The 18,616-nt window shown below is 75.0% G+C and carries 17 protein-coding genes; 7 read left to right on the top strand and 10 right to left on the bottom strand.

The window, feature by feature from the left end:
- Positions 1-620: 620 nt before the first annotated feature.
- The 7 genes from ADL05_RS03585 to ADL05_RS03555 all read right to left on the bottom strand — a co-directional run bounded on the left by ADL05_RS03585 (position 621) and on the right by ADL05_RS03555 (position 6,781).
- Positions 621-1,148, bottom strand: a complete 528-nt coding sequence (locus ADL05_RS03585) for a sigma-70 family RNA polymerase sigma factor (RefSeq protein WP_053615404.1) — start codon at positions 1,146-1,148, stop codon at positions 621-623.
- Between the two features lie 165 nt (positions 1,149-1,313).
- Complete coding sequence (locus tag ADL05_RS03580; protein WP_053615403.1) at positions 1,314-1,889, bottom strand: hypothetical protein; 576 nt, start codon at positions 1,887-1,889, stop codon at positions 1,314-1,316.
- A gap of 18 nt (positions 1,890-1,907) precedes the next feature.
- Positions 1,908-3,134: a Dyp-type peroxidase gene (locus tag ADL05_RS03575; protein WP_053615402.1), complete on the bottom strand. Its 1,227-nt coding sequence runs from the start codon at positions 3,132-3,134 to the stop codon at positions 1,908-1,910.
- Positions 3,134-3,748 (bottom strand): copper chaperone PCu(A)C, encoded by a 615-nt coding sequence (locus ADL05_RS03570; RefSeq protein ID WP_053615401.1) that lies wholly within the window; start codon positions 3,746-3,748, stop codon positions 3,134-3,136. The genes ADL05_RS03575 and ADL05_RS03570 overlap by 1 nt, the downstream gene beginning before the upstream one ends.
- 186 nt (positions 3,749-3,934) lie before the next feature.
- Positions 3,935-4,402, bottom strand: coding sequence for an Hsp20/alpha crystallin family protein (locus ADL05_RS03565; protein ID WP_053615400.1), 468 nt, complete (start codon positions 4,400-4,402; stop codon positions 3,935-3,937).
- Positions 4,403-4,459: 57 nt separating this feature from the next.
- The gene (locus tag ADL05_RS03560; protein ID WP_053615399.1) at positions 4,460-5,995 is read right to left on the bottom strand and encodes a BCCT family transporter; all 1,536 of its coding nucleotides are present in this window, start codon (positions 5,993-5,995) and stop codon (positions 4,460-4,462) included.
- 276 nt (positions 5,996-6,271) lie between these two features.
- Positions 6,272-6,781, bottom strand: coding sequence for a MarR family winged helix-turn-helix transcriptional regulator (locus ADL05_RS03555; protein WP_053615398.1), 510 nt, complete (start codon positions 6,779-6,781; stop codon positions 6,272-6,274).
- Positions 6,782-6,942: 161 nt separating this feature from the next.
- Between ADL05_RS03555 and ADL05_RS03550 the strand changes: the two genes are divergently transcribed.
- The 4 genes from ADL05_RS03550 to ADL05_RS03535 are packed head-to-tail and all read left to right on the top strand — an operon-like array spanning position 6,943 to position 11,603.
- Entirely contained in the window at positions 6,943-8,052 is a 1,110-nt protein-coding gene (locus ADL05_RS03550) for a polyprenyl synthetase family protein (RefSeq protein WP_231640585.1), read from the top strand.
- A gap of 34 nt (positions 8,053-8,086) precedes the next feature.
- Complete coding sequence (gene crtI, locus ADL05_RS03545; RefSeq protein ID WP_053615397.1) at positions 8,087-9,616, top strand: phytoene desaturase family protein; 1,530 nt, start codon at positions 8,087-8,089, stop codon at positions 9,614-9,616.
- Positions 9,613-10,599: a phytoene/squalene synthase family protein gene (locus ADL05_RS03540; RefSeq protein WP_053615396.1), complete on the top strand. Its 987-nt coding sequence runs from the start codon at positions 9,613-9,615 to the stop codon at positions 10,597-10,599. The genes crtI and ADL05_RS03540 overlap by 4 nt, the downstream gene beginning before the upstream one ends.
- Positions 10,596-11,603, top strand: a complete 1,008-nt coding sequence (locus ADL05_RS03535) for a DUF5914 domain-containing protein (RefSeq protein WP_053615395.1) — start codon at positions 10,596-10,598, stop codon at positions 11,601-11,603. The genes ADL05_RS03540 and ADL05_RS03535 overlap by 4 nt, the downstream gene beginning before the upstream one ends.
- On the opposite strand, the gene ADL05_RS03530 is transcribed toward ADL05_RS03535, so the two are convergent.
- The gene (locus tag ADL05_RS03530; RefSeq protein ID WP_156365706.1) at positions 11,567-13,276 is read right to left on the bottom strand and encodes an FAD-dependent oxidoreductase; all 1,710 of its coding nucleotides are present in this window, start codon (positions 13,274-13,276) and stop codon (positions 11,567-11,569) included. The genes ADL05_RS03535 and ADL05_RS03530 overlap by 37 nt on opposite strands.
- Entirely contained in the window at positions 13,273-14,025 is a 753-nt protein-coding gene (locus ADL05_RS03525) for a class I SAM-dependent methyltransferase (RefSeq protein ID WP_053615394.1), read from the bottom strand. Before ADL05_RS03525 ends, ADL05_RS03530 begins: the two co-directional genes overlap by 4 nt.
- Before the next feature lie 65 nt (positions 14,026-14,090).
- On the opposite strand from ADL05_RS03525, the gene ADL05_RS03520 reads away from it, so the two are divergent.
- Positions 14,091-15,302, top strand: coding sequence for a lycopene cyclase family protein (locus tag ADL05_RS03520; protein ID WP_053615393.1), 1,212 nt, complete (start codon positions 14,091-14,093; stop codon positions 15,300-15,302).
- 104 nt (positions 15,303-15,406) lie between these two features.
- Here ADL05_RS03520 and ADL05_RS03515 read toward each other — a convergent pair whose 3' ends face one another.
- On the bottom strand, positions 15,407-16,327 hold the full coding sequence (locus ADL05_RS03515; RefSeq protein ID WP_053615392.1) for a MerR family transcriptional regulator: 921 nt from the start codon (positions 16,325-16,327) through the stop codon (positions 15,407-15,409).
- 93 nt (positions 16,328-16,420) lie between these two features.
- Here ADL05_RS03515 and ADL05_RS03510 point away from each other — a divergent pair, with 93 nt between their 5' ends.
- Positions 16,421-16,921 (top strand): hypothetical protein, encoded by a 501-nt coding sequence (locus tag ADL05_RS03510; RefSeq protein ID WP_053615391.1) that lies wholly within the window; start codon positions 16,421-16,423, stop codon positions 16,919-16,921.
- Positions 16,918-18,411, top strand: a complete 1,494-nt coding sequence (locus ADL05_RS03505) for an SDR family oxidoreductase (protein WP_053615604.1) — start codon at positions 16,918-16,920, stop codon at positions 18,409-18,411. The genes ADL05_RS03510 and ADL05_RS03505 overlap by 4 nt, the downstream gene beginning before the upstream one ends.
- Positions 18,412-18,616 lie beyond the last annotated feature (205 nt).

Here is an 18,616-nt window from a genome sequence, read left to right as displayed (position 1 = left end):
GCAGGTTGAACGGCCACCTCCGGCCCCCTGGGATCAGGGCAAGCTCGCGGGTGCACGTTCAACCCCCTGGGGCAGGTTGAACGGCCACCTCTCACCCCTTGGGGCTGGGCAGGCCCGCGTGCGCACGCCCCCAGGGGTGAAGGCAGGCCGAACGGCCACCTCCGATCCCCTGGGATCAGGGCAAGCTCGCGGGTGCACGTTCAACCCCCTGGGGTCTGGGCAGGTTGAACGGCCACCTCTCACCCCTTGGGGCTGGGCAGGCCCGCGTCTGCACGTTCGACCTCTGGGGTCTCGGCAGGTTGAACGGCCACTTCCGGCTCCAAGGGCTGAGGCAGGCCCGCGTGCGCAGGCCCCCAGGGGTGAAGACAGGCCGAACGGCCACCTTTCACCCCTGGGGTCGGGTCAGGCTCGCGTGTGCACGTTCAACCCCTTGGGGTTCACGTGGGCGCGTGTCTCTCGGGCCCCTTTGGCCCCGAGAGGGTTGAACGGCCGCCCTTTCGCCACCTGGGGGGTCGCTCGCCCTGGGCCAACCCCTGCACACCGGTTGGCTGAACGGTTGGCTTTGGCCCCCCGGGGGTACGTGTGTTCCTCCGGGCTTCCCAGGGGGTGTGGGGCTTGCGCTAGGCGGCGACCTGGCGGACGAGGTCGCTGCGGGCGCGGGCGACCCGGGAGCGGATCGTTCCTACTGGTGCCCCGACCAGGCGGGCGGCCTCCTCGTAGGTGCAGCCCTCGACCTGGGTGAGCACGAACGCCTGGCGGCGTTCGGGGCTGAGCGAGTCCAGCAGCGTGCGCAGGGCCAGGTACTCGTCGAAGCGGCCCCGGGAGGCGGGGACCAGCTCCCAGTCGGTGCCGCCGACGCAGTCCGGGCGGGCGGCGTCGCTGCGGTAGCGGTCGACGACGGTGTTGCGGGCGATGGCCAGCAGCCAGGCGCGGACCGGGGCGCGCCCGGAGTAGCGACGCAGAGCCCCGAGGACGCGCAGGTAGGTCTCCTGGGTGAGCTCCTCGACCCGGTCCTGGGGGACTCTGCGCGCGATGTAGCGGGTCACGTCGGGTCTGGTCCGCCGGACCAGGTCCTCCAGGGCGGAGCGCGACCCCGTGCGCGCGTGGGCGGCCAGGTGTTCGAGGTCGTCGATGTGCGTGACTGGCATGGGCCCTCTTCGGTGCCGAGCGCGCGCCGACCGGCCCGGGGCCGGGGGCGCGGGAGCGCCGCCAGGGGCGGCACGGCACACGCCCCGCCCCGGGCGTCGGTACGCGCGGTGTTCAGGGGACGCGAAGGGCGTGGGCGATCCGGCCGGGGCACGGGGAGCCACGCCTCAGAGCGCGACCGGTGGTCCCCTGAGAACCAGGCTGTGGCGCAGGTACGGGGCGCTCGGGCGGGGCCGGACGGGTGTCGGCGGCCGTCCGGGGCGCGGGACCGGGCGCACCCGGGGCACGATGGCCAGCAGCAGCGGCAGCAGGGCCGCGGCCACCGAGCGCAGGTAGGCGAAGAGGGCCGCCTCCCCCTGGCGCAGCCACCAGGCACAGACCGCGGCGGCCGCGAGGTGGAGGCCGAGCATGCCGCCGCTCCCGGAGGCCGCCGCCATCGCCTCGGCGCCGGCCGCCACGGAGCCTGGGTCGTGCCCGCCGTGGCCGGTCGAGGAGGACGCCACGGAGTAGAGCAGGTGCAGGGCGAGCTGGCCCCACAGCATCCAGGCGGTGATCGCGCCGAGTCCGCGCTCGCGTGCGCTGCCCGCCCAGGCGGAGAGGAACACGAGTCCGGCGCCCGCGACCAGGCCGATCAGCGGGACGCCGTGCCCGGAGGCGGCGGCGTGGCCGCCCGCGGACACGGCGAGGCACACCGAGGTGAAGACCCCGGCGCGCGCCGCTCGCATCGGAGGCAGCTCCGTCATGGGTTCATGGTCGCATGATCACCCCTCCACGAGTGCCCGGCCCACGTAGTCGCCCTCCTCGCAGCCCGGCGGGATCGCGAACACGGCGGATCCCACGGCGGTGACCCACTCGTTGAGCAGGTCCAACTCGTCCAGGCGGCGCTGGATGGGCACGAACTGGCGGACCGGGTCGGCCTGGAAGGAGGCGAACAGCAGCCCGGCCTCGCCAGAGCCGCCCAGCGTGTCGCGCAGGTCGTAGTTGTAGCCCCGGCGGAAGATCCGCTGGCGGGGGTCGCCGGTGCGGGCCCGCCGGACGTGCGCGAAGGCGGGGATGACCGGGAGGCCGGTGGAGTCGGTGGCGTCCAGGTCGACGTCGTCGCGCTCGCCCCCGCCCGTGAGCGGCGCGCCGTCGGACACCCTGCGCCCGATCACCGCCTCGCGCCCGGGGCGGTCCAGCTCGTCCCAGGTGTCCAGGTCGGTGGCGATCCGGCGCAGGACGAGCGACGTGCCGCCGTCGAGCCAGGCCGGGCCGCCGGTGGCCCACACCAACTGATCGAACTCTTCCGTCCCCGGTCTCGGGTTGATACTGCCGTCCACCTGCCCCATGAGGTTGCGCATGGTGGTGCCGTCCGGCTGGGAGCCGTGGGCGCGGCGGAAGCCGGTCTGGGTCCACGCGACTCCGGCGAACGCGCGGGCGTCCTTCACCAGCATCCGGGCCGCGTGCGAGACGGTGACCGGGTCGTCCGCGCACACCTGGAGCAACAGGTCGGCCTGCCCCCACTCCGGGCGCAGGTCGTCCTGGTCGAACTCGGGCAGGGGGCCGAGCCAGGAGGGGACGGCTCCGGGGTCGACCCGCTCCACGAGCCCGCGCCCGAACCCGAAGGTCGTCGTGAGCCGTGCGGGGACCTCGGCGAGTTCGGGCTCGGTGTCCGCGAGCGGGGCCCGCCCCGCGCCCAGGCGGGCGGCGTCGTCGCTGAGCAGCCGCAGGAGGCGGCCCACGCCCTCCGCGTCCACGCCGGACTCCAGGTCCAGGCCGACGAAGCAGGCGTGCGCCTGGGGCGGGGTCTCCACCCCGGACTGGCGCGGTCCGTGGAAGGCGACCGTCTGTGTGCCGTGGACCGGCGGCGCCGCGTTCTCGGGGACGGGTTCCCCGCCGACCAGCCGGTGGGCGACGGTCGCCCCGGCGGCGCCGACGCCCGCCGCGGCGCCGCCCAGGAGCAGCCCGCGCCGCGAGAACCGGTCCGAGGGCGGTCTGCGCTCGCTCATCAGCCCTCGTCCTCCATGTGCTCGTCCTCGTGACCGGCGTGCTCGTCGTGGCCCTCTTCGTACTCCTCCTCGTCGCCGCTGCCGCCGTCGTAGTCCTCGTTGGCGCCGGCGAACTCCTTGACCTGCGCGGTGAACTCGGCGGTGGAGCCGTCGGCGAACTCCACGGTGACGGTGGACTCGCTGCCCGGCTCCAGGTCCTCGGTCAGGTCCATGAGCATGATGTGGTCGCCGCCCGCCTCCAGGACGCGCGAGCCGCCCGCCGGGATGGGGAAGCCGCCCTCGATCTCGCGCATGGTGGTGTCGGCGCCCTCGGTGACGCCCTCGTGCAGTTCGACCATGCCCGCGGCCTCGTGTTCGGCCGAGACGATGGTCACGTCGGCGTCGGAGGTGTTGCTGATCTCGCCGAACACGGCGGTCATGCCGTCGTCGACGGTCGCGGCCTTGATCCAGGGGTCGCTGATCTCGAAGCCGTCGGCGGCGGCGGTGTCCTCGGCCGCGCCGTCCTCGGCGGCGGCTCCCGCCTGTTCCTCGGGCTGGTCGGCCCCTCCGCAGGCGGACAGGGCCAGGGCGAGGGAGAACAGGGCGGCGGCCCCGGCGGTACGGGTCGGGTTCATGGGTGCTCCACGGTCTCGGGCCGCAGGGTGCGCGGCCGTTCCCCTCCCAAGTCGGTTCGCGGCCCCGTTCGGTTCCCGGCACTCTCCGGACGGACGGGGACCCCCTGCGGTGACGCGTCGCAGGGGGTCCCGGCCTGTCGGCCACGAGCACGTCCGGGCCCGCGGGCACGCCCGGACGGTGGGGCGCTACTGGCGCTTGCGCCGCCGGACCGAGATCTTCCGGGGCGCCGCGGTGTTGGCCGCGCCGTGCACGGTCACCTCCAGCAGGCCTTCGCCGTAGCTCGCCTCGATGTCGTTCTCGCTGATCTCCTCGGGCAGGCTGATGTCCCGTCGGAAGGTGCCCATGTACCGCTCGGAGGAGTAGTACACGACGTCGTCGTCATCGCGCCGGCGCTCCCCGCTGATGGTGAGGACGCCGTGGGACAGGCTGACGGCCACGTCCTCCTCGTAGACCCCGGGGACCTCGCACCTGACGACGAGGTCGTCGCCGCGGGCCAGGATGTCGGTGGGCGGGCTCCAGGCGTCGGCGTAGCCGCGCTCGCGCTCGCCCGCCTGGCTGGTCTCGATCGAGGACATGGTGTCGGAGATGCGGTTCATCTCGGTGATCATGTCCACCACCCCGTGGAAGGGGTTGCTGAACCTCTTCGGTGTCACGTCCGCCTCCTGTCGGTGTCCGTGGATGCGTGGTTCACGCGGTGTGCTCCCTCCGACCTAGGGTTTGGCGGGCGGTCGCTGGTCCTCGGTGGGGCGCTCCGGTCTGACCAGCTTCGGGACCCTCTCCTTGGCCAGTGCCCGTCCCAGTCCCCAGAGCATGAACAGCAGGATCAGGGCGAAGGGCAGTCCGGTCACCACCGAGGCCGCCTGCAGCGCCTCCAGGGCGTTCTCCCCGCCCAGGACCAGCAGGATGAGGGTGACCGCGCCCTCGGCGACCGCCCAGAAGGCCCGCTGCCAGCGGACCGGGTGCGTGTCGCCCCCGTTGGTCAGGGTGTCCACCACCAGCGATCCGGAGTCGGACGAGGTGACGAAGAAGATCGTGACCACGACGATGAGCAGCAGCGAGACCGCGTCGCCCAGCGCGGGCGCGAAGGAGAACATCAGGTCCATCACGCGGAACGCCCGGTCCTCCTCGTCCAGACCGGCCAGACCGGCGTTCTCGTACAGCTCGTAGTACAGGCCCGAGCCGCCGAACACGCCGAACCACAGGATCGAGACGGCGACCGGGGCGAACAGCGCGCCGATGACGAACTCGCGGATGGTGCGGCCGTAGGAGATGCGGGCGAGGAAGATGCCGACGAAGGGTGCCCAGGAGATCCACCAGCCCCAGTAGAAGACGCTCCAGGTCGTGGTCCAGTCGGCGGCCTGCGGGTCCGTCAGCGGGCTCGGGAAGGACAGGCTCCACGGGACCAGGTTGCCCAGGTACTCGCCCGCGGACGTGGTCATGGTGGAGATCATGAACAGCTTGGGGCCGAACAGGAAGACGACGACCAGGAGCAGGAACGCCAGCCACAGGTTGATGACCGACAGCCGCCGGATGCCCTTGTCGATCCCGGCCAGCACGCTCAGCAGGGCGATGCTGGTGATGACGATGATGATGACCGACTGGACGGTCGAGTTGCTCGGGATGCCGAAGACGTGGGTGAGCCCGCCGTTGATCTGGAGCGTGCCCAGGCCCAGGGACGTGGCCAGGCCGAAGATCGTGCCGAACACCGCGAGGATGTCGACGATGTTCCCGGGCCAGCCGAAGGCCCGCTCCCCGATCAGCGGGTACAGGGCCGAGGCCGGGCGCAGGGGCAGGCCCTTGCGGAAGGCGAAGTAGCCCAGCGACATCCCCAGCGCGATGTAGATCGCCCAGGGGTGGAAGCTCCAGTGGAACAGGCTCAGGGCCAGGGCCTCGTTGGCGGCCTCCGGCACCGGGCCGTCGTCGACCAGGTAGTCGGCGTCGCGCGGCCACGTCAGGTGGTGGATGGGCTCGGAGACGCCCCAGAACACCAGGCCGATACCCATGCCGGTGGTGAAGAGCATGGCGAACCAGGCGAGGGTGCTGAACTCCGGGCGCGAGTCGTCGGGGCCCAGCCGGATCCGGCCGAACCTGCTGAGCATCATGAAGACGGCTAGGCCCAGGAAGAACGTCGTGGACAGGACGTACAGCCAGCCGAGCTCGCTGCTGATCCAGTCACGGGTGGCGGTCGTCGCGTCGAGCAGGGGGTCGGTGGCGACGATGCCGATGGCGAGGAACGCGATGATCACGGCGCCCGAGACGCCGAAGACCGCCGGGTTCGTGTGTTCTCTGAGGTAGGTGCGCAGGGATGAGATGGTGGCTCCTTCCCAGCCCGGGTGGGACGGGTACGCCTGCGGCGGTTCGGTGGCCCGGGCCCCTCGGCTACGGGGCCCGGTGCCGGGATGGTGTCCCGTGGATGGTAAAGGCGGGGCCCGCCGGTCGCCAAACAACCTCGACAACGTGGACGTTCGTCATGTTTCGGGACGAAGGGGGCGGGGAGCGCGAGAACGGGGCGGGGGAGCGCGTCAGCCGGAGCCGGCGATGAGGTCGTCGAGTGTGGTGCCCACGCGGTCGAGCCAGTCCGTGATGACCCGTAGTTCGTCCACCGAGTAGCCCTCGTGCAGCCGGGTCATGGCCTCGCGCATCCCGGGCGCGGAGGCGGCGGCGACCGTGTCCGCGCCCTCGACCAGGCGGACGGCGACCTTGCGGCGGTCGCGCGGGTGGCGGGTGCGCTCCACGAGCCCGTGCGCCTCCAGGCGGTCGATCACGCCGGTCACCGATCCGGTGGACAGGCGGAGGCTGTCGGCGATCTCCCCGGGTGTCAGCGTGCCACCGACCCGCAACAGCGTGTAGCACTGGAAGTCGGTCGGGTTCATGCCCGAGCGGTCGGACATCCGGTGCAGGAGGCGGACGAGCCGTACGGCGAGTTGCTGGCCGTCGGTCTGCAGGGCCTGGTAGAGCTCGGCCCGTGCCCGCTCATCGCTCGTACCACCCGGGGCTCCACCGGAGGCGGGGGTGGTCGATGCGGTGTCCATGCGGCTCCCAACGGCTCGGCGGCCGGATGGTCGTTTCCCCGTGAGTCTACGGGGCGCGGCGCATCGGATGATTGACGATCGTCGCACGGGGAATTAGAACGAAAACCAAGATTCTCCCTTTCCAAGGTATGTGTGGCACTGAGGAGCCGGTCATCCACAAGGTGCGAACGGATCAGGACGGGACCCGCCTCCCGGTCGGCTCGGACGCGGAGTCCGTGCGCGCCGCCGTCGACGCCGCGCTGGGCCGCTGCCTGGACGAGCGGCAGCGCGAGGCCGAGGAGCTGGACCCCGGGTTCGGCCGCGACCTGGTGGGCGGCCTGCGCGCCTTCACCCTGGGCGCGGGCAAGCGGCTGCGCCCGCTGCTGGGCTGGTGGGGGTGGATCGCCGGAGGAGGAGCCCCGGCGGGCCCGGCGGCCGGGGCCGCCCTGCGCGCCTGCGCCGCCCTCGAACTCCTCCAGACCTTCGCGCTCGTCCACGACGACGTCATGGACGGCTCACCGCTGCGCCGGGGAGCACCCTCGGTCCACGCCTCCTACGCGGCCGAGCACCGGACCGGCGCCTACGCGGGCGAGGACCGCCGCTACGGCGAGGCCATGGCGGTCCTGACCGGCGACCTCGCACTGGCCTGGGCCGACGACCTGCTCGACGGCGCCCTGGCGGACCTGCCCACGCGCGCGGCCGGGCGCCGGGTGTGGAACCGGGTGCGCACGGAGGTCATGGCCGGGCAGTTCCTCGACATCCGCGGCCAGGTGCGGCGGGAGCGCTCCGAGAGCGGCGCCCTGCGCGCGGACCTGTACAAGACGGCCGCCTACACGGCCGAACGCCCGCTCCACCTGGGCGCGGCGCTGGCCGCCGCCCCAGAGCCGGTCGTGCGCGCCCTGCGCTCCTACGGCCGCGACGTCGGCGTGGCCTTCCAGCTGCGCGACGACCTCAGGGACGCCTACGGCTCGCCCGCGCGGACCGGCAAGCAGGCCGGGGAGGACCTGGCGCGGGGCAGGAACACGCTCCTGCTGTCGGCCGGGCTGCGCCTGGCGCGCGAGCGCGGCGACACCGCGGCCGAACGGCTCCTGGACGGCGTCGGGAGGGAGCCCGACCCCACCGACCCGGCGCTCGCCGCCCGCGTGCTCGACGCCCTGGGCGCCCGTGAGCTGGTCCTGCGGCGCTGCCGCGCGCTGGCGGACCGCGGGGTCGCCCACCTGGCCGGCCTCCCGATCGACCCGGACGTCATGGAGGGGCTGCGGAGCCTCGGCGCGGCGTCCGCCCGACCCTGAACGCGCCCCTCGGGGCGGGAGAGGACCTACGATCATGCCGATCCACCGGAGCCGGGGCGCGCGGGACGGGCGCCGACCGGGGGGACCACGCGGGCGCGACCCGGTCGTCGTGGTCGGGGCGGGCCTGTCCGGTCTGGCCTGTGTGCTGCACCTGCTGGGCGCCGGGCGCGAGGTCGTGGTGGTCGAACGCGAGGACCACCCCGGCGGACGCGCCGGCCGACTGGACCTGGACGGGTTCCGGATCGACACCGGGCCGACCGTCCTGACGATGCCCGACCTGCTGGACGAGGCCTTCGGCGCGGTCGGCGAGTCGGTCCACGAACGCCTGGACCTGGTGCCCCTGGCGCCCGCGTACCGGGCCGCCTTCGCCGACGGCTCCACCATCGACGTCCACACCGACCGCGCGCGGATGGCGGCCGAGGTCGCGCGCGTGGCCGGGCTCCGCGAGGCCGTCGGCTACCTGCGCCTGCGCGAGTGGCTCACCCGCCTGTACCGGGTCCAGATGCGCTCGTTCATCGACGCCCAGTTCGACTCGCCCCTGGACCTGCTCCGGCCCGACCTGGTCAGGCTGGCGGCCCTGGGCGGGTTCGGCCGCCTGGACCCGGCCGTGGGCCGCCACGTACGCGACGAGCGGCTGCGCCGGATCTTCTCCTTCCAGTCGCTGTACGTTGGGGTGCCGCCGGACCGGGCCCTGGCCGCCTACGCCGTCATCGCCTACATGGACACCGTCGCGGGCGTCCACTTCCCGCGGGGCGGCATGCGCGCCGTGGGCGACGCCCTGGCCGCCGCCGCGGCCAAGGCCGGGGGCGTCCTGCGCTACGGGGAGTCGGTGACACGCCTGGAGCGGCGCGGCGACAGGGTCACCGCCGTGGTCACCGACCAGGGGGAGCGGCTGCCCTGCGACCAGGTCGTGCTCACCACCGACCTGCCCGCCGCCCACCGGCTCCTGGGCCACCGGGCCCGCCGCCCGGTGCCGCACCGCTTCTCGCCCTCGGCGGTGGTCCTGCACCTGGGCACGGACCGCACGTGGGGCTCCCTGGCCCACCACAGCATCCTGTTCGGGCGGGCGTGGAAGCGCACCTTCGACGAGGTCATCGACGAGGGGCGGCCCATGAGCGATCCCTCCCTGCTGGTGACCCAGCCCACGGTCACCGACCCGACGCTGGCGCCCGAGGGCCGGCACCTGCTGTACGTGCTCGCGCCCGCGCCCAACCTCGCCGCCGGGCGGATCGACTGGGACGCCGAGGGCCCGCGCTACCGGGACCGCCTGGTCGCCACGCTGGAGGAGCGCGGGCTGAACGGCCTGGACGCCTCGATCCGCACCGAACGCCTGGTCACCCCGGCCGACTGGGCGCGGCAGGGGCTCGCGTACGGGACCCCGTTCTCCCTCGCGCACACCTTCGCCCAGACCGGGCCCTTCCGTCCGGGCAACACCGTGCCCGGGACGTCGAACGCGGTCCTGGCCGGCTGCGGGACCACGCCCGGAGTCGGGGTGCCCACCGTCCTGGTCTCGGGCAAGCTGGCCGCCGCGCGCGTGCTGTCCCGGACCGGAGGCGTCCGGTGAGGGGCGTCCTCGGCGAACTCGACGCGGCAGGCATCAGCGGGGACCGGCTCCGGGCCGACTACGTGTACTGCCGGGCCCTGCACGCCCGCCACGGGCGCACCTACTACACGGCCACGCGCGTCCTGCCCCCCGGGCGCAGGCCCGCGGTGCACGCGCTGTACGGGTTCGCGCGGTGGGTGGACGACATCGTGGACGAACCCGCCCCGGGCACCACCGTCGCCGATCAGCACGAGCGCCTGGACGCCGTCGAAGCCGGGCTGGCGCTGGTGCTGTCCGGCGGCGAGGCCCCCGACCCCGCGCTGCGCGCGCTCGCGGACACGGCACGGCGCTACCGCCTGCCCGACGACTACTTCACGGCGTTCATGGCCTCGATGCGGATGGACCTGACCGTCACGCGGTACACCGACCTGGCGCACCTGCGCACCTACATGTACGGATCCGCGGCCGTCATCGGCCTGCAGGTGCTGCCGGTCCTGGGCACCGTCGTGCCCCGCGAGGAGGCCGCCCCGCACGCCGCCGCGCTGGGCGAGGCCTTCCAGCTCACCAACTTCCTGCGCGACGTGGCCGAGGACCTGGACCGGGGCCGCGTCTACCTGCCCGCGGACGTGCTGGCCGAGCACGGGGTCGACCGGGGCCTGCTGGAGCGCTGTTGGCGCGCCCGCGCGGCGGACCCGCGCGCCCGCCGCGCCGTCGCCGCCCTGGTGGAGGTCAACGAGGACTTCTACCGCAGGGCGCGCCCCGGCATCGCGATGCTCTCGCCCGTGGCCCGACCGTGTGTCGCCACCGCCTTCCGGCTCTACCGCGCCATCCTGGACGAGATCCGCGCCGCCGACCACGACGTCTGGAGCGTCCGGCACCGGGTCTCGGACACCCGCAAGGCGGTCGCCGCGGTGCCCGCCCTGGCCCGTTCGCTGCTGGCACGGTCGGTTCCGCGTCCGCGGAGCGCGGAACGCGGCGCCCACCTGTGGAGGACTGATTCGTGAGCACCCCCGAACCCGGAACCGGCCGGTTCCCGCTGTCCCGGCTTCCCTCGACCCGGTGGAACGCCCAGGAGCCCACCTGGCGGGGCGCCGCCCCGGCCGTCATCGGAGCCGCGCTCAAACGCGCGCTGGTCCGGCCCTCCGGCAACTGGTTCGTGCTCGCCGCGAGTGAGCAGGTCCGCGCGGACCGGCCGTTCGGCCGGGTGGTCGCCGGGACCGAGCTGGTGGCCTGGCGGACCCCGGACGGGACCCCGCACGCGGGGCCAGGCGCCTGCCCGCACCTGGGCGCCCCGCTGTGCCGGGGCGCGGTGGCCGAGGGGCGCCTGGTGTGCCGGTGGCACGGCCTGTCCCTGGGCTCGGACGGATTCCCGGGCTGGAGCCCCTATCCCGCGCACGACGACGGCGTGCTCGTGTGGGTCCGCCTGGACCGCGAGGGCGGGGAGGAGCCCCTGCCGGAACCCGTCGTACCGGAGCGGCCCCGGGCCGAGGCCGCCATCTCCGCCGTGGAGAGCCTGGCGGGCCGCTGCGAGCCCGAGGACGTGATCGCCAACCGCCTCGACCCGTGGCACGGGTCCTGGTTCCACCCCTACTCGTTCCTGGGCCTGAGGGTCGTCGAGGTGCCGGAGGGCCCCGACCCCGAACCCGACCGGATGGTCGTGGACGTGGGCTTCAAGGTGGCCGGGCGGTGGGGCGTCCCGGTCCGGGCCGAGTTCACCTGCCCCGAACCGCGGACCGTCGTCATGCGCATCACCGAGGGCGAGGGAGTGGGCAGCGTGGTCGAGACCCACGCCACGCCCCTGGGCACGGACCGGGACGGCGTCCCGCGCACGGCGGTCATCGAGGCGACCGTGGCCGCGTCCGGGCGCCCCGGCTTCGCGCTGGCCCGCCGGCTCGCCGGGGCCGTGCGCCCGCTCCTGCGCACGGCCGCGCGGCGGCTGTGGCGCGACGACCTCGCCTACGCCGAGCGCCGCTACCTGCTGCGCGCCTCGGGCCGCTGGCCCGGCTGACGCGCCGCCCGGGCCAGGGCGCGCAGCGGGCGGCTCCGTCCGCGCGACGGCACGCTCCACACGGTGTGCCCCGGCCGCCCCCAGCGGGACAGCAGCGCGTTGGCGGCCAGGAACCCGCTGGTGGCGGCCCGTTCCATCAGCGCGACCGGCAGGTCCACGCCCACGTGGTCACCGGCCACCGCCAGCAGGGGGTCGGGCGTGCCGACCCGCACGCGGTCCCGGTGGCTCCCCGGCGGGAACAGGGGGCAGTCCGCCCGCAGCTCGTGCCGGGAGTCGACCGCGCGGGCGGCGCGCAGCTCCGGGTAGACGGTCGCGGCCTGTTCCCACAGCGAGGCCCGTTCGGCGTCGGGGTCGCACCCGGGCTCCAGCGCGTAGGCGTGCAGCTCCACGACCGAGCCGCCGGTGCGCCGCGCCCAGTCGCGCGCCTGGTCCTCGTAGCGCTCCAGCACGCTGACGTTGTCCAGGGTGGGGTACCCGGCGGTGCCCAGGAAGGCGGGCCGGTGCGGGCGCACGGGCCGGTCCAGCCAGTAGCGCGAGACCAGGAAGGGCGGCGCGCTCGGCAGCCGCGCCACCCGGTCGCGCCAGGCGGCGTCGCCCAGCCCGGGGGAGGCCGCGACCAGGGCGCGCAGTCCGCCCGGGTCGGTGGCGAGCACCACGCCGTCGAACTCCTGCGCCTCTCCGCCGCCCCAGGCGACGCGGAACCGGCGGTGCCGTCCGCGCTCGACCGACCCGACCGGCGTGCCGGGGCGCAGCACCGCGCCCTCGTCGGCCAGACGCGCGCACAACGGGTCCCACAGCGCCTGCGGGAACGGTGAGCGGGGCACGTCGAAGACCAGCCCCTCGGACGAGCCGAGGAAGTACACGTGGAACATGACCGCCAGCTCGGCGGCCGAGAGCCGGTCGGGGGAGGCGAAGAAGCTGCGGGTGAACACCTCGAAGGCCAGGTGGCGCGCGGTCGGCGGGAAGCGGACCGCGTCCAGGAACTCCCGTGCGCTCAGGTGGTCCAGTCGCTCGTAGACCCCGGGTGTGTCCACGTCCAGCAGCTGGAGCGCGGCGGGCACGTTCACCCGCGCCAGGTCGCGCAGCGGGAAGCTCGGGCTCACGGCCGCCAGGACGGCGGCGTTCCACGGCGGAACCGGGGGCAGGCCCGCGAAGCGGTCGCGCGGCCCGTCGCGGTGCACGAGCGGGTAGTCGGCGAGCGGGACCAGCCCGTCCAGGCCGGGGTCGGACCGCCGCAGCAGGGCCCGCAGGTTGTAGTACTGCCGGAAGAACGCGTGGAAGCCCCGCGTCATGGTGGCCCGGGACCCGTCGGCCAGGACGGTCTCCCAGCCGCGCAGCCGACCGCCCAGGGTGTCCTCGCGCTCGAACACGACCGCCTCCACGTCGCGCTCGGCCAGGGCGCAGGCCGCGGCCAGCCCGGCGATCCCGCCCCCGATCACGGCCGCGCGAGGGGTCTGCCGCGGCCGGGGCCCCGAGGGCGGGGCGGGGCGCAGGGCCTCGGCCCGGGGGTCGGCCGGCTCTGCTCGGAAACCGGCCGCGTCGATCCGGGAGCCTGCCCCGTTGGCGCGGGAGCGCGTCGCGTCGGCCCCGGGGCCGGCCCCCCTTACTGGCGGATCGGCTCCGTCGCCCCGGGAACCCGTCGCGTCGGCCCTGCCCATCCGTTCCGCGCTCATCTGGTCCGGCCCTCCAGCGGGCGGGCGCCCACGAACGTGTGCGTGATCCCGTACTGCCATCCCGGGAGGGGCGCGCTCGCCACGGTCACCAGACCGGCCCGGCGCATGCGGTCCAACAGGCCCGCGCGCCCGTCGAACTCCATGGCGCTGCGCCACAGGTAGCGGAACAGGTCTGTGCGGCCGGTGAGCGCGCCGCCCGCGGGGATGACCACGCCCCAGCACACGGCGGACCACACCGCGCGCGCCGCCGGTGAGTCGGCCACCGAGTACTCGTGCAGGGCCAGTCGGCCGCCGGGCCGCAGCACCGAGCGCACCGAGGCCAGCAGCGCGTCGGGGTCGGGGACGTTGCGGATCAGGTAGGCCGCGAAGACGGCGTCGGCGGGCCCGCCGAGGTGCTCGTCCGCCCACGCGGGGGTGATCTCCTCGGCCCGGGCCCGATGGAAGGTGACCCCCCGCGGCCACTCCTTCGCGGCGGCCGCGTCGAGCATGCCGCGCGAGGCGTCCACCGCGGCGATCCGCGCCAGCGGCGCCGCGCGCAGCAGGGCGGCCGTGGAGGCGCCCGTGCCGCAGCCCAGGTCCAGCAGGCGCAGGCCCTCTCCCCGGCCCGGCAGGCGCAGCCGCCGCGCGGAGGCGCGCAGGTGGGAGTGGTAGCCGGGATTGGCGGCCACCAGCCGGTCGTAGGAGCGGGCGGCGTGGTCGAACTCGTCGGTGACCGCGCCGTGCTTCATCTCGATCGTGGTGCTGGACATACCCTTCCCCGGGCTGGTGGATGTCGCCCGCCCGCGGACCGCCGCGCGGCGGGCATGCTGGTCGCATGGCCGACTACGACGTGGCGATCATCGGCGGGGGAGCCGCTGGGCTCACTCTCGCCCACCTGATGGGGCGGGTCAACGAACGGCGCGGTGTCCCGTTGGACGCGGTGCTGGTCGAGGCTCCGCCGGGCCCGCACACGCCGCCGCCGCGGACCTGGTGCTTCTGGGAACGGGGCGGGGGCCCGTGGGACGCGCTGCTGGCCGCGCGCTGGGAGAACCTGTCCGTCGTGGGCGCGGACGGGACGGAACGCACCTCTCGGGCCGACCCCTACGTGTACAAGATGCTGCGCTCGACCGACGTCGCCGAGCACGTGCGGGCGCGCTCCGGCGGGCACGTGGACCAGCGCACGCTGTTCGTGACCGGCCTGGCGGACGGGCCCGACCACGCCACGGTGTCCGCCACGGCCCCCGACGGCTCGCCGCGGACCCTCACCGCCCGCTGGGTGTTCGACTCCCGCCCGCCGCCCCGCCCGCTCCCGGCGCGGACCAGGCTGCTCCAGCACTTCCGGGGCTGGTTCGTGCGCACCCCCGGGGACGCCTTCGATCCCGCGGCGGCCGTGCTGATGGACCTGCGCACACCGCAGCCCCGGCACGGGGTGTCCTTCGGCTACGTGCTCCCGCTCACGCGCCGCACCGCGCTGGTCGAGTACACCGAGTTCGGCCGCACCGCACTGAGCACGCCCGCCTACGAGAGCGCGCTGGCCGACTACTGCGCGCTCGCCGGGCTCGGGGAGGTGGAGGTGACCGCCGCCGAACAGGGCGTCATCCCGATGACCGACGCGCGGACGCCCACCCGGGTGGGGCGGCGCCTGTTCCGGCTGGGGGCGGCGGGGGGCGCGACCCGGCCCGCCACCGGCTACACGTTCAGCGGGGTGGGACGCCAGGCGCGCGCGGTGGCCGCCGCCCTCGCGGACGGGCGCGTGCCGGTGCCGCCGGTTCCGCACCGCCGCCGCCACCTGGCCATAGACGCGGTCATGCTGCGGGCCCTGGACACCGGGCGGGTCCAGGGCGCGGAGTTCTTCACCGGGCTGTTCGCGCGGAACCGGCTCGGCGACGTGCTGGCCTTCCTGGACGGCGACTCCCCGCTGCACCGCGAACTGGCCATGGGCCTGACCACCCCCGTCGGCGCGATGTCCCTGACCACCGCCGAGCACCTGTGGCACCGCCTCGCCGGGCGCGGCGGCCCGGCCGGAGGGGGTGGGCGAGTCCCGTGATGCCGACCGGGAGCACCGGCGGGCTCGCCGAGCGCGACCGGGGCGCACCGGCCGGGGACGCTGACCGGAAGCTTCGTCCCGCCTGGCTCGCCGAGTGCGACCGGCTACCGCAGCAGGGCCGCCACCGCGTCGCGGAGCGAGCCCAGGTGGCCGTGCGCGAACCGGGTCGCGCCGCCCTCCCGCCATCCCGGCCCGGCGGTGAACACCGCGGTGTCGACGGGCGCGTCGGCGGCCGCCCGGGCGGCCGCGGCCAAGACGGCGGCGTCGGCCTGCTTCGGCGCGTGCGACCACAGGACCAGGGCCCGCGGGCCCAGCCGCCGCAGGGCGCGCAGCGTCGCCTCCACCGGGGTGCAGGGGCCCAGGACCCGGTACGGCGACCCGGCCTCCCGCAGCGCCGCCGCCAGGGCCTCGACCGGTAGGCCGTGCATCTCCCGCGGCGTGCAGGCCAAGAGCACGGGCCGCACCCGCGTCGACCCGTCCACCGGACCGGCCGCGACCCGGCGCAGCGCGGAGGACACGCACCACGACAGCAGGTGCTCCACCTCCACGTAGGTGCGGGTCGCCTCCCACTTGCGTCCCATGCCGTACAACAGGGGCTGGGCCAGTTCCTCCCACGCCCCCACGACGCCCGACTCCCGCAGGCGCTCCTCCAGCAACGACTCCACCAGGTCGGCGTCCAGGCGCATCGCCGCGCGCGCCACTCCCTGCAGCGCCGCCGGGCCGGCGCCCACCGGCAGGTCCTGGTCGGCGGGGGCCGGGCCGACGTTCGCGTCGGCGGCGTCCTCGTGGACCGATCCCGACGCGGTGTCGAGCGCCTGGCGCGCCGCCTCGGCGGGCGGCAGCCCCTCGCCCACCAAGCGGCACAGGGTGCGCAGCCGGGCCAGGTCGCCGGGGCCGTAGCGGCGGTGGCCGCCCGGACTGCGCTCGCGGGGACCGATGCCGTAGCGGCGGTCCCAGCTGCGCAGGGTGGCCGGGGCCACGCCGAGCAGCCGCGCGGCGGCCCCGGGAGTGAGCGCGTCGGACATGGTGTCCCCAACCGATGCGAAAGCGATGCGACTTGTGGCCCGCGCCACTGTGGGCAGACTCTAGCTGCAAGGACACCGCGAGGGGGGCGGATCATGGAACTCGACACACGCCGCAGGCCCGACCGTCGGCTGGACACCGTCTACCGGGTGGGCGCCGGGGCGACCGCGCTCATCCTGATCGGTTTCGGGTGGGCGGGGCTGACGACCCGGCTGCCGCTGTTCGACACACAGGGGGAAGTGGTGGCTGGGCTGTCCACCAACGGGGCCCTGGGCTTCCTCTCGGTGGCCTTCGGCGCCCTGCTGCTGGGGGCGGCGGTGCTCGGGGGAGTGTTCGCCTCCACCGTGTGCACGGTCATGGGCACGGCGTTCGTGGGGAGCGGGCTGGTCAACCTCTACCTGATGAGCGCGGGACCCAACATCCTGGCCTTCTCGATGCCCAACGTCATCTTCAGCTTCGTGGTGGGGCTGATGCTGATGACCTTCGGGATGTACGGGCGCTTCAGCGGCGGCCTGGCCGAGGACAACCCGTTCCGTGAGCACCGCGCGCGGGGGCCGCGGTGGCACGGGACCGGGCTCCCGCGGGCGCACGGATGAGCGGGCCACGGAGGAGCGGGCCCGGGCGCGTCCTGGTGATCGGCGCGACCGGCTACATCGGCGGCCGCCTGGTCCCGGAGCTGCTGGCGGCCGGGTGCCGGGTGCGCTGCCTGGCCCGCACGCCGGCCAAGCTGCGCGACCACCCCTGGCGGGACCGGGTGGAGGTCGTCCGGGGCGACGTCGTCTCGGGGGAGGGGCTCGCCGAGGCCCTGGACGGCGTCGGGGCCGCGTACTACCTGGTGCACTCCATGGCCGGCGGGCGCGGCTTCGAGGGCACCGACGCGCGGGCGGCGGCCAACGTCGCCCGCGCGTCGGGTGAGGCCGGCGTGCGCCGCCTGGTCTACCTCGGCGGCCTCGCGCCCAGGAACGCGGAGCTGTCGCCGCACATGGCCTCCCGGGAGGAGGTCGGCCGCATCCTGTCGGAGGGGCCGGTGCCGACCGTGGTCCTGCGCGCCGCGGTGATCCTCGGGTCCGGCTCGGCGTCCTTCGAGATGCTGCGGTACCTGACCGAGCGCCTGCCCGCGATGACGACGCCGCGCTGGGTGTCCAGCCGGGTGCAGCCGATCGCGGTCCGCGACGTGCTCCGACTGCTGGTCCGGGCGCTCGACCTGCCCGAGGGGACCGAACGCTCCTTCGACATCGGCGGCCCGGAGGTGCTGACCTACGCCGAGATGATCCAGCGCTTCGCGAAGGTCGCGGGGTTGTCGCGCCGGCTGATCCTGCCGGTGCCGGTGCTCTCGCCCGGGCTGTCGAGCCTGTGGGTCGGCCTCATCTCGCCGGTGCCGCCGTCGGTCGCCCGGCCGCTCGTGGAGTCGCTGCGCCACGACGCGGTCTGCGGCGAGGACGACCTGTCCGACCTGCTCGACGACCACGGCCGGATCGGGTTCGACCAGGCCGTGGAGCTGGCGCTGCGCCGCGTCGACCAGGCGCGGGTGGACACGCGCTGGTCGTCGGCGGCGTGGCCGGACGCGCCGTCGGACCCGCTGCCGACCGATCCCGACTGGGCCGGGGGCAGCCTGTACACCGACCGCCGGGCCCGCCGGGTGAACGCCTCGCCGGAGCGGCTGTGGCGTGTCGTCGAGGGCATCGGGGGCGAGCGCGGCTGGTACTCGTGGCCGCTGGCCTGGTCGGCGCGGGGCTGGATCGACCTGGCGATGGGCGGGGTGGGGCCGCGCAGGGGGCGGCGCGACCCGGCACGGCTGCGGACGGGCGACTCGCTGGACTTCTGGCGCGTGGAGGAGATCGTGCCCGGCCGCCTGCTGCGCCTGCGCGCGGAGATGCGGTTGCCGGGACTGGCGTGGCTGGAGCTGGGCGTGGCACGGGTGGGGGGACGCACGGTCTACCACCAGCGCGCGCTCTTCCGCCCGCGCGGCCTGTCCGGCCACCTGTACTGGTGGGCCGTGACGCCCTTCCACGGCATCGTCTTCGGATCCATGGCCCGCAACATCGCGCGGCGGGCCGTGCGCGAGGACCCGGCCGCGGCGCACTGAGGGGGCGCCGCGTCCGGGTGCCCGCGGGGACGCCGAGATCACGGGGGCCGGTGCGCGTACCGGGTCGGGAGGGGGTAGCCTGACGTCGTCAAAAAAGCTCGAAATCCGAGAATCATGGATTTAGAGCATTCTCGTGCGGCGGAGGGGACGGCGACAGTGCGCACACGCGCGAAGACGGGGACGCGGGGACCATGGCGGTGGACCG

Source organism: Nocardiopsis sp. NRRL B-16309, assembly GCF_001279585.1.
GTDB lineage: Bacteria > Actinomycetota > Actinomycetes > Streptosporangiales > Streptosporangiaceae > Nocardiopsis.
This window is presented reverse-complemented; position numbering and strand designations above follow the sequence as displayed.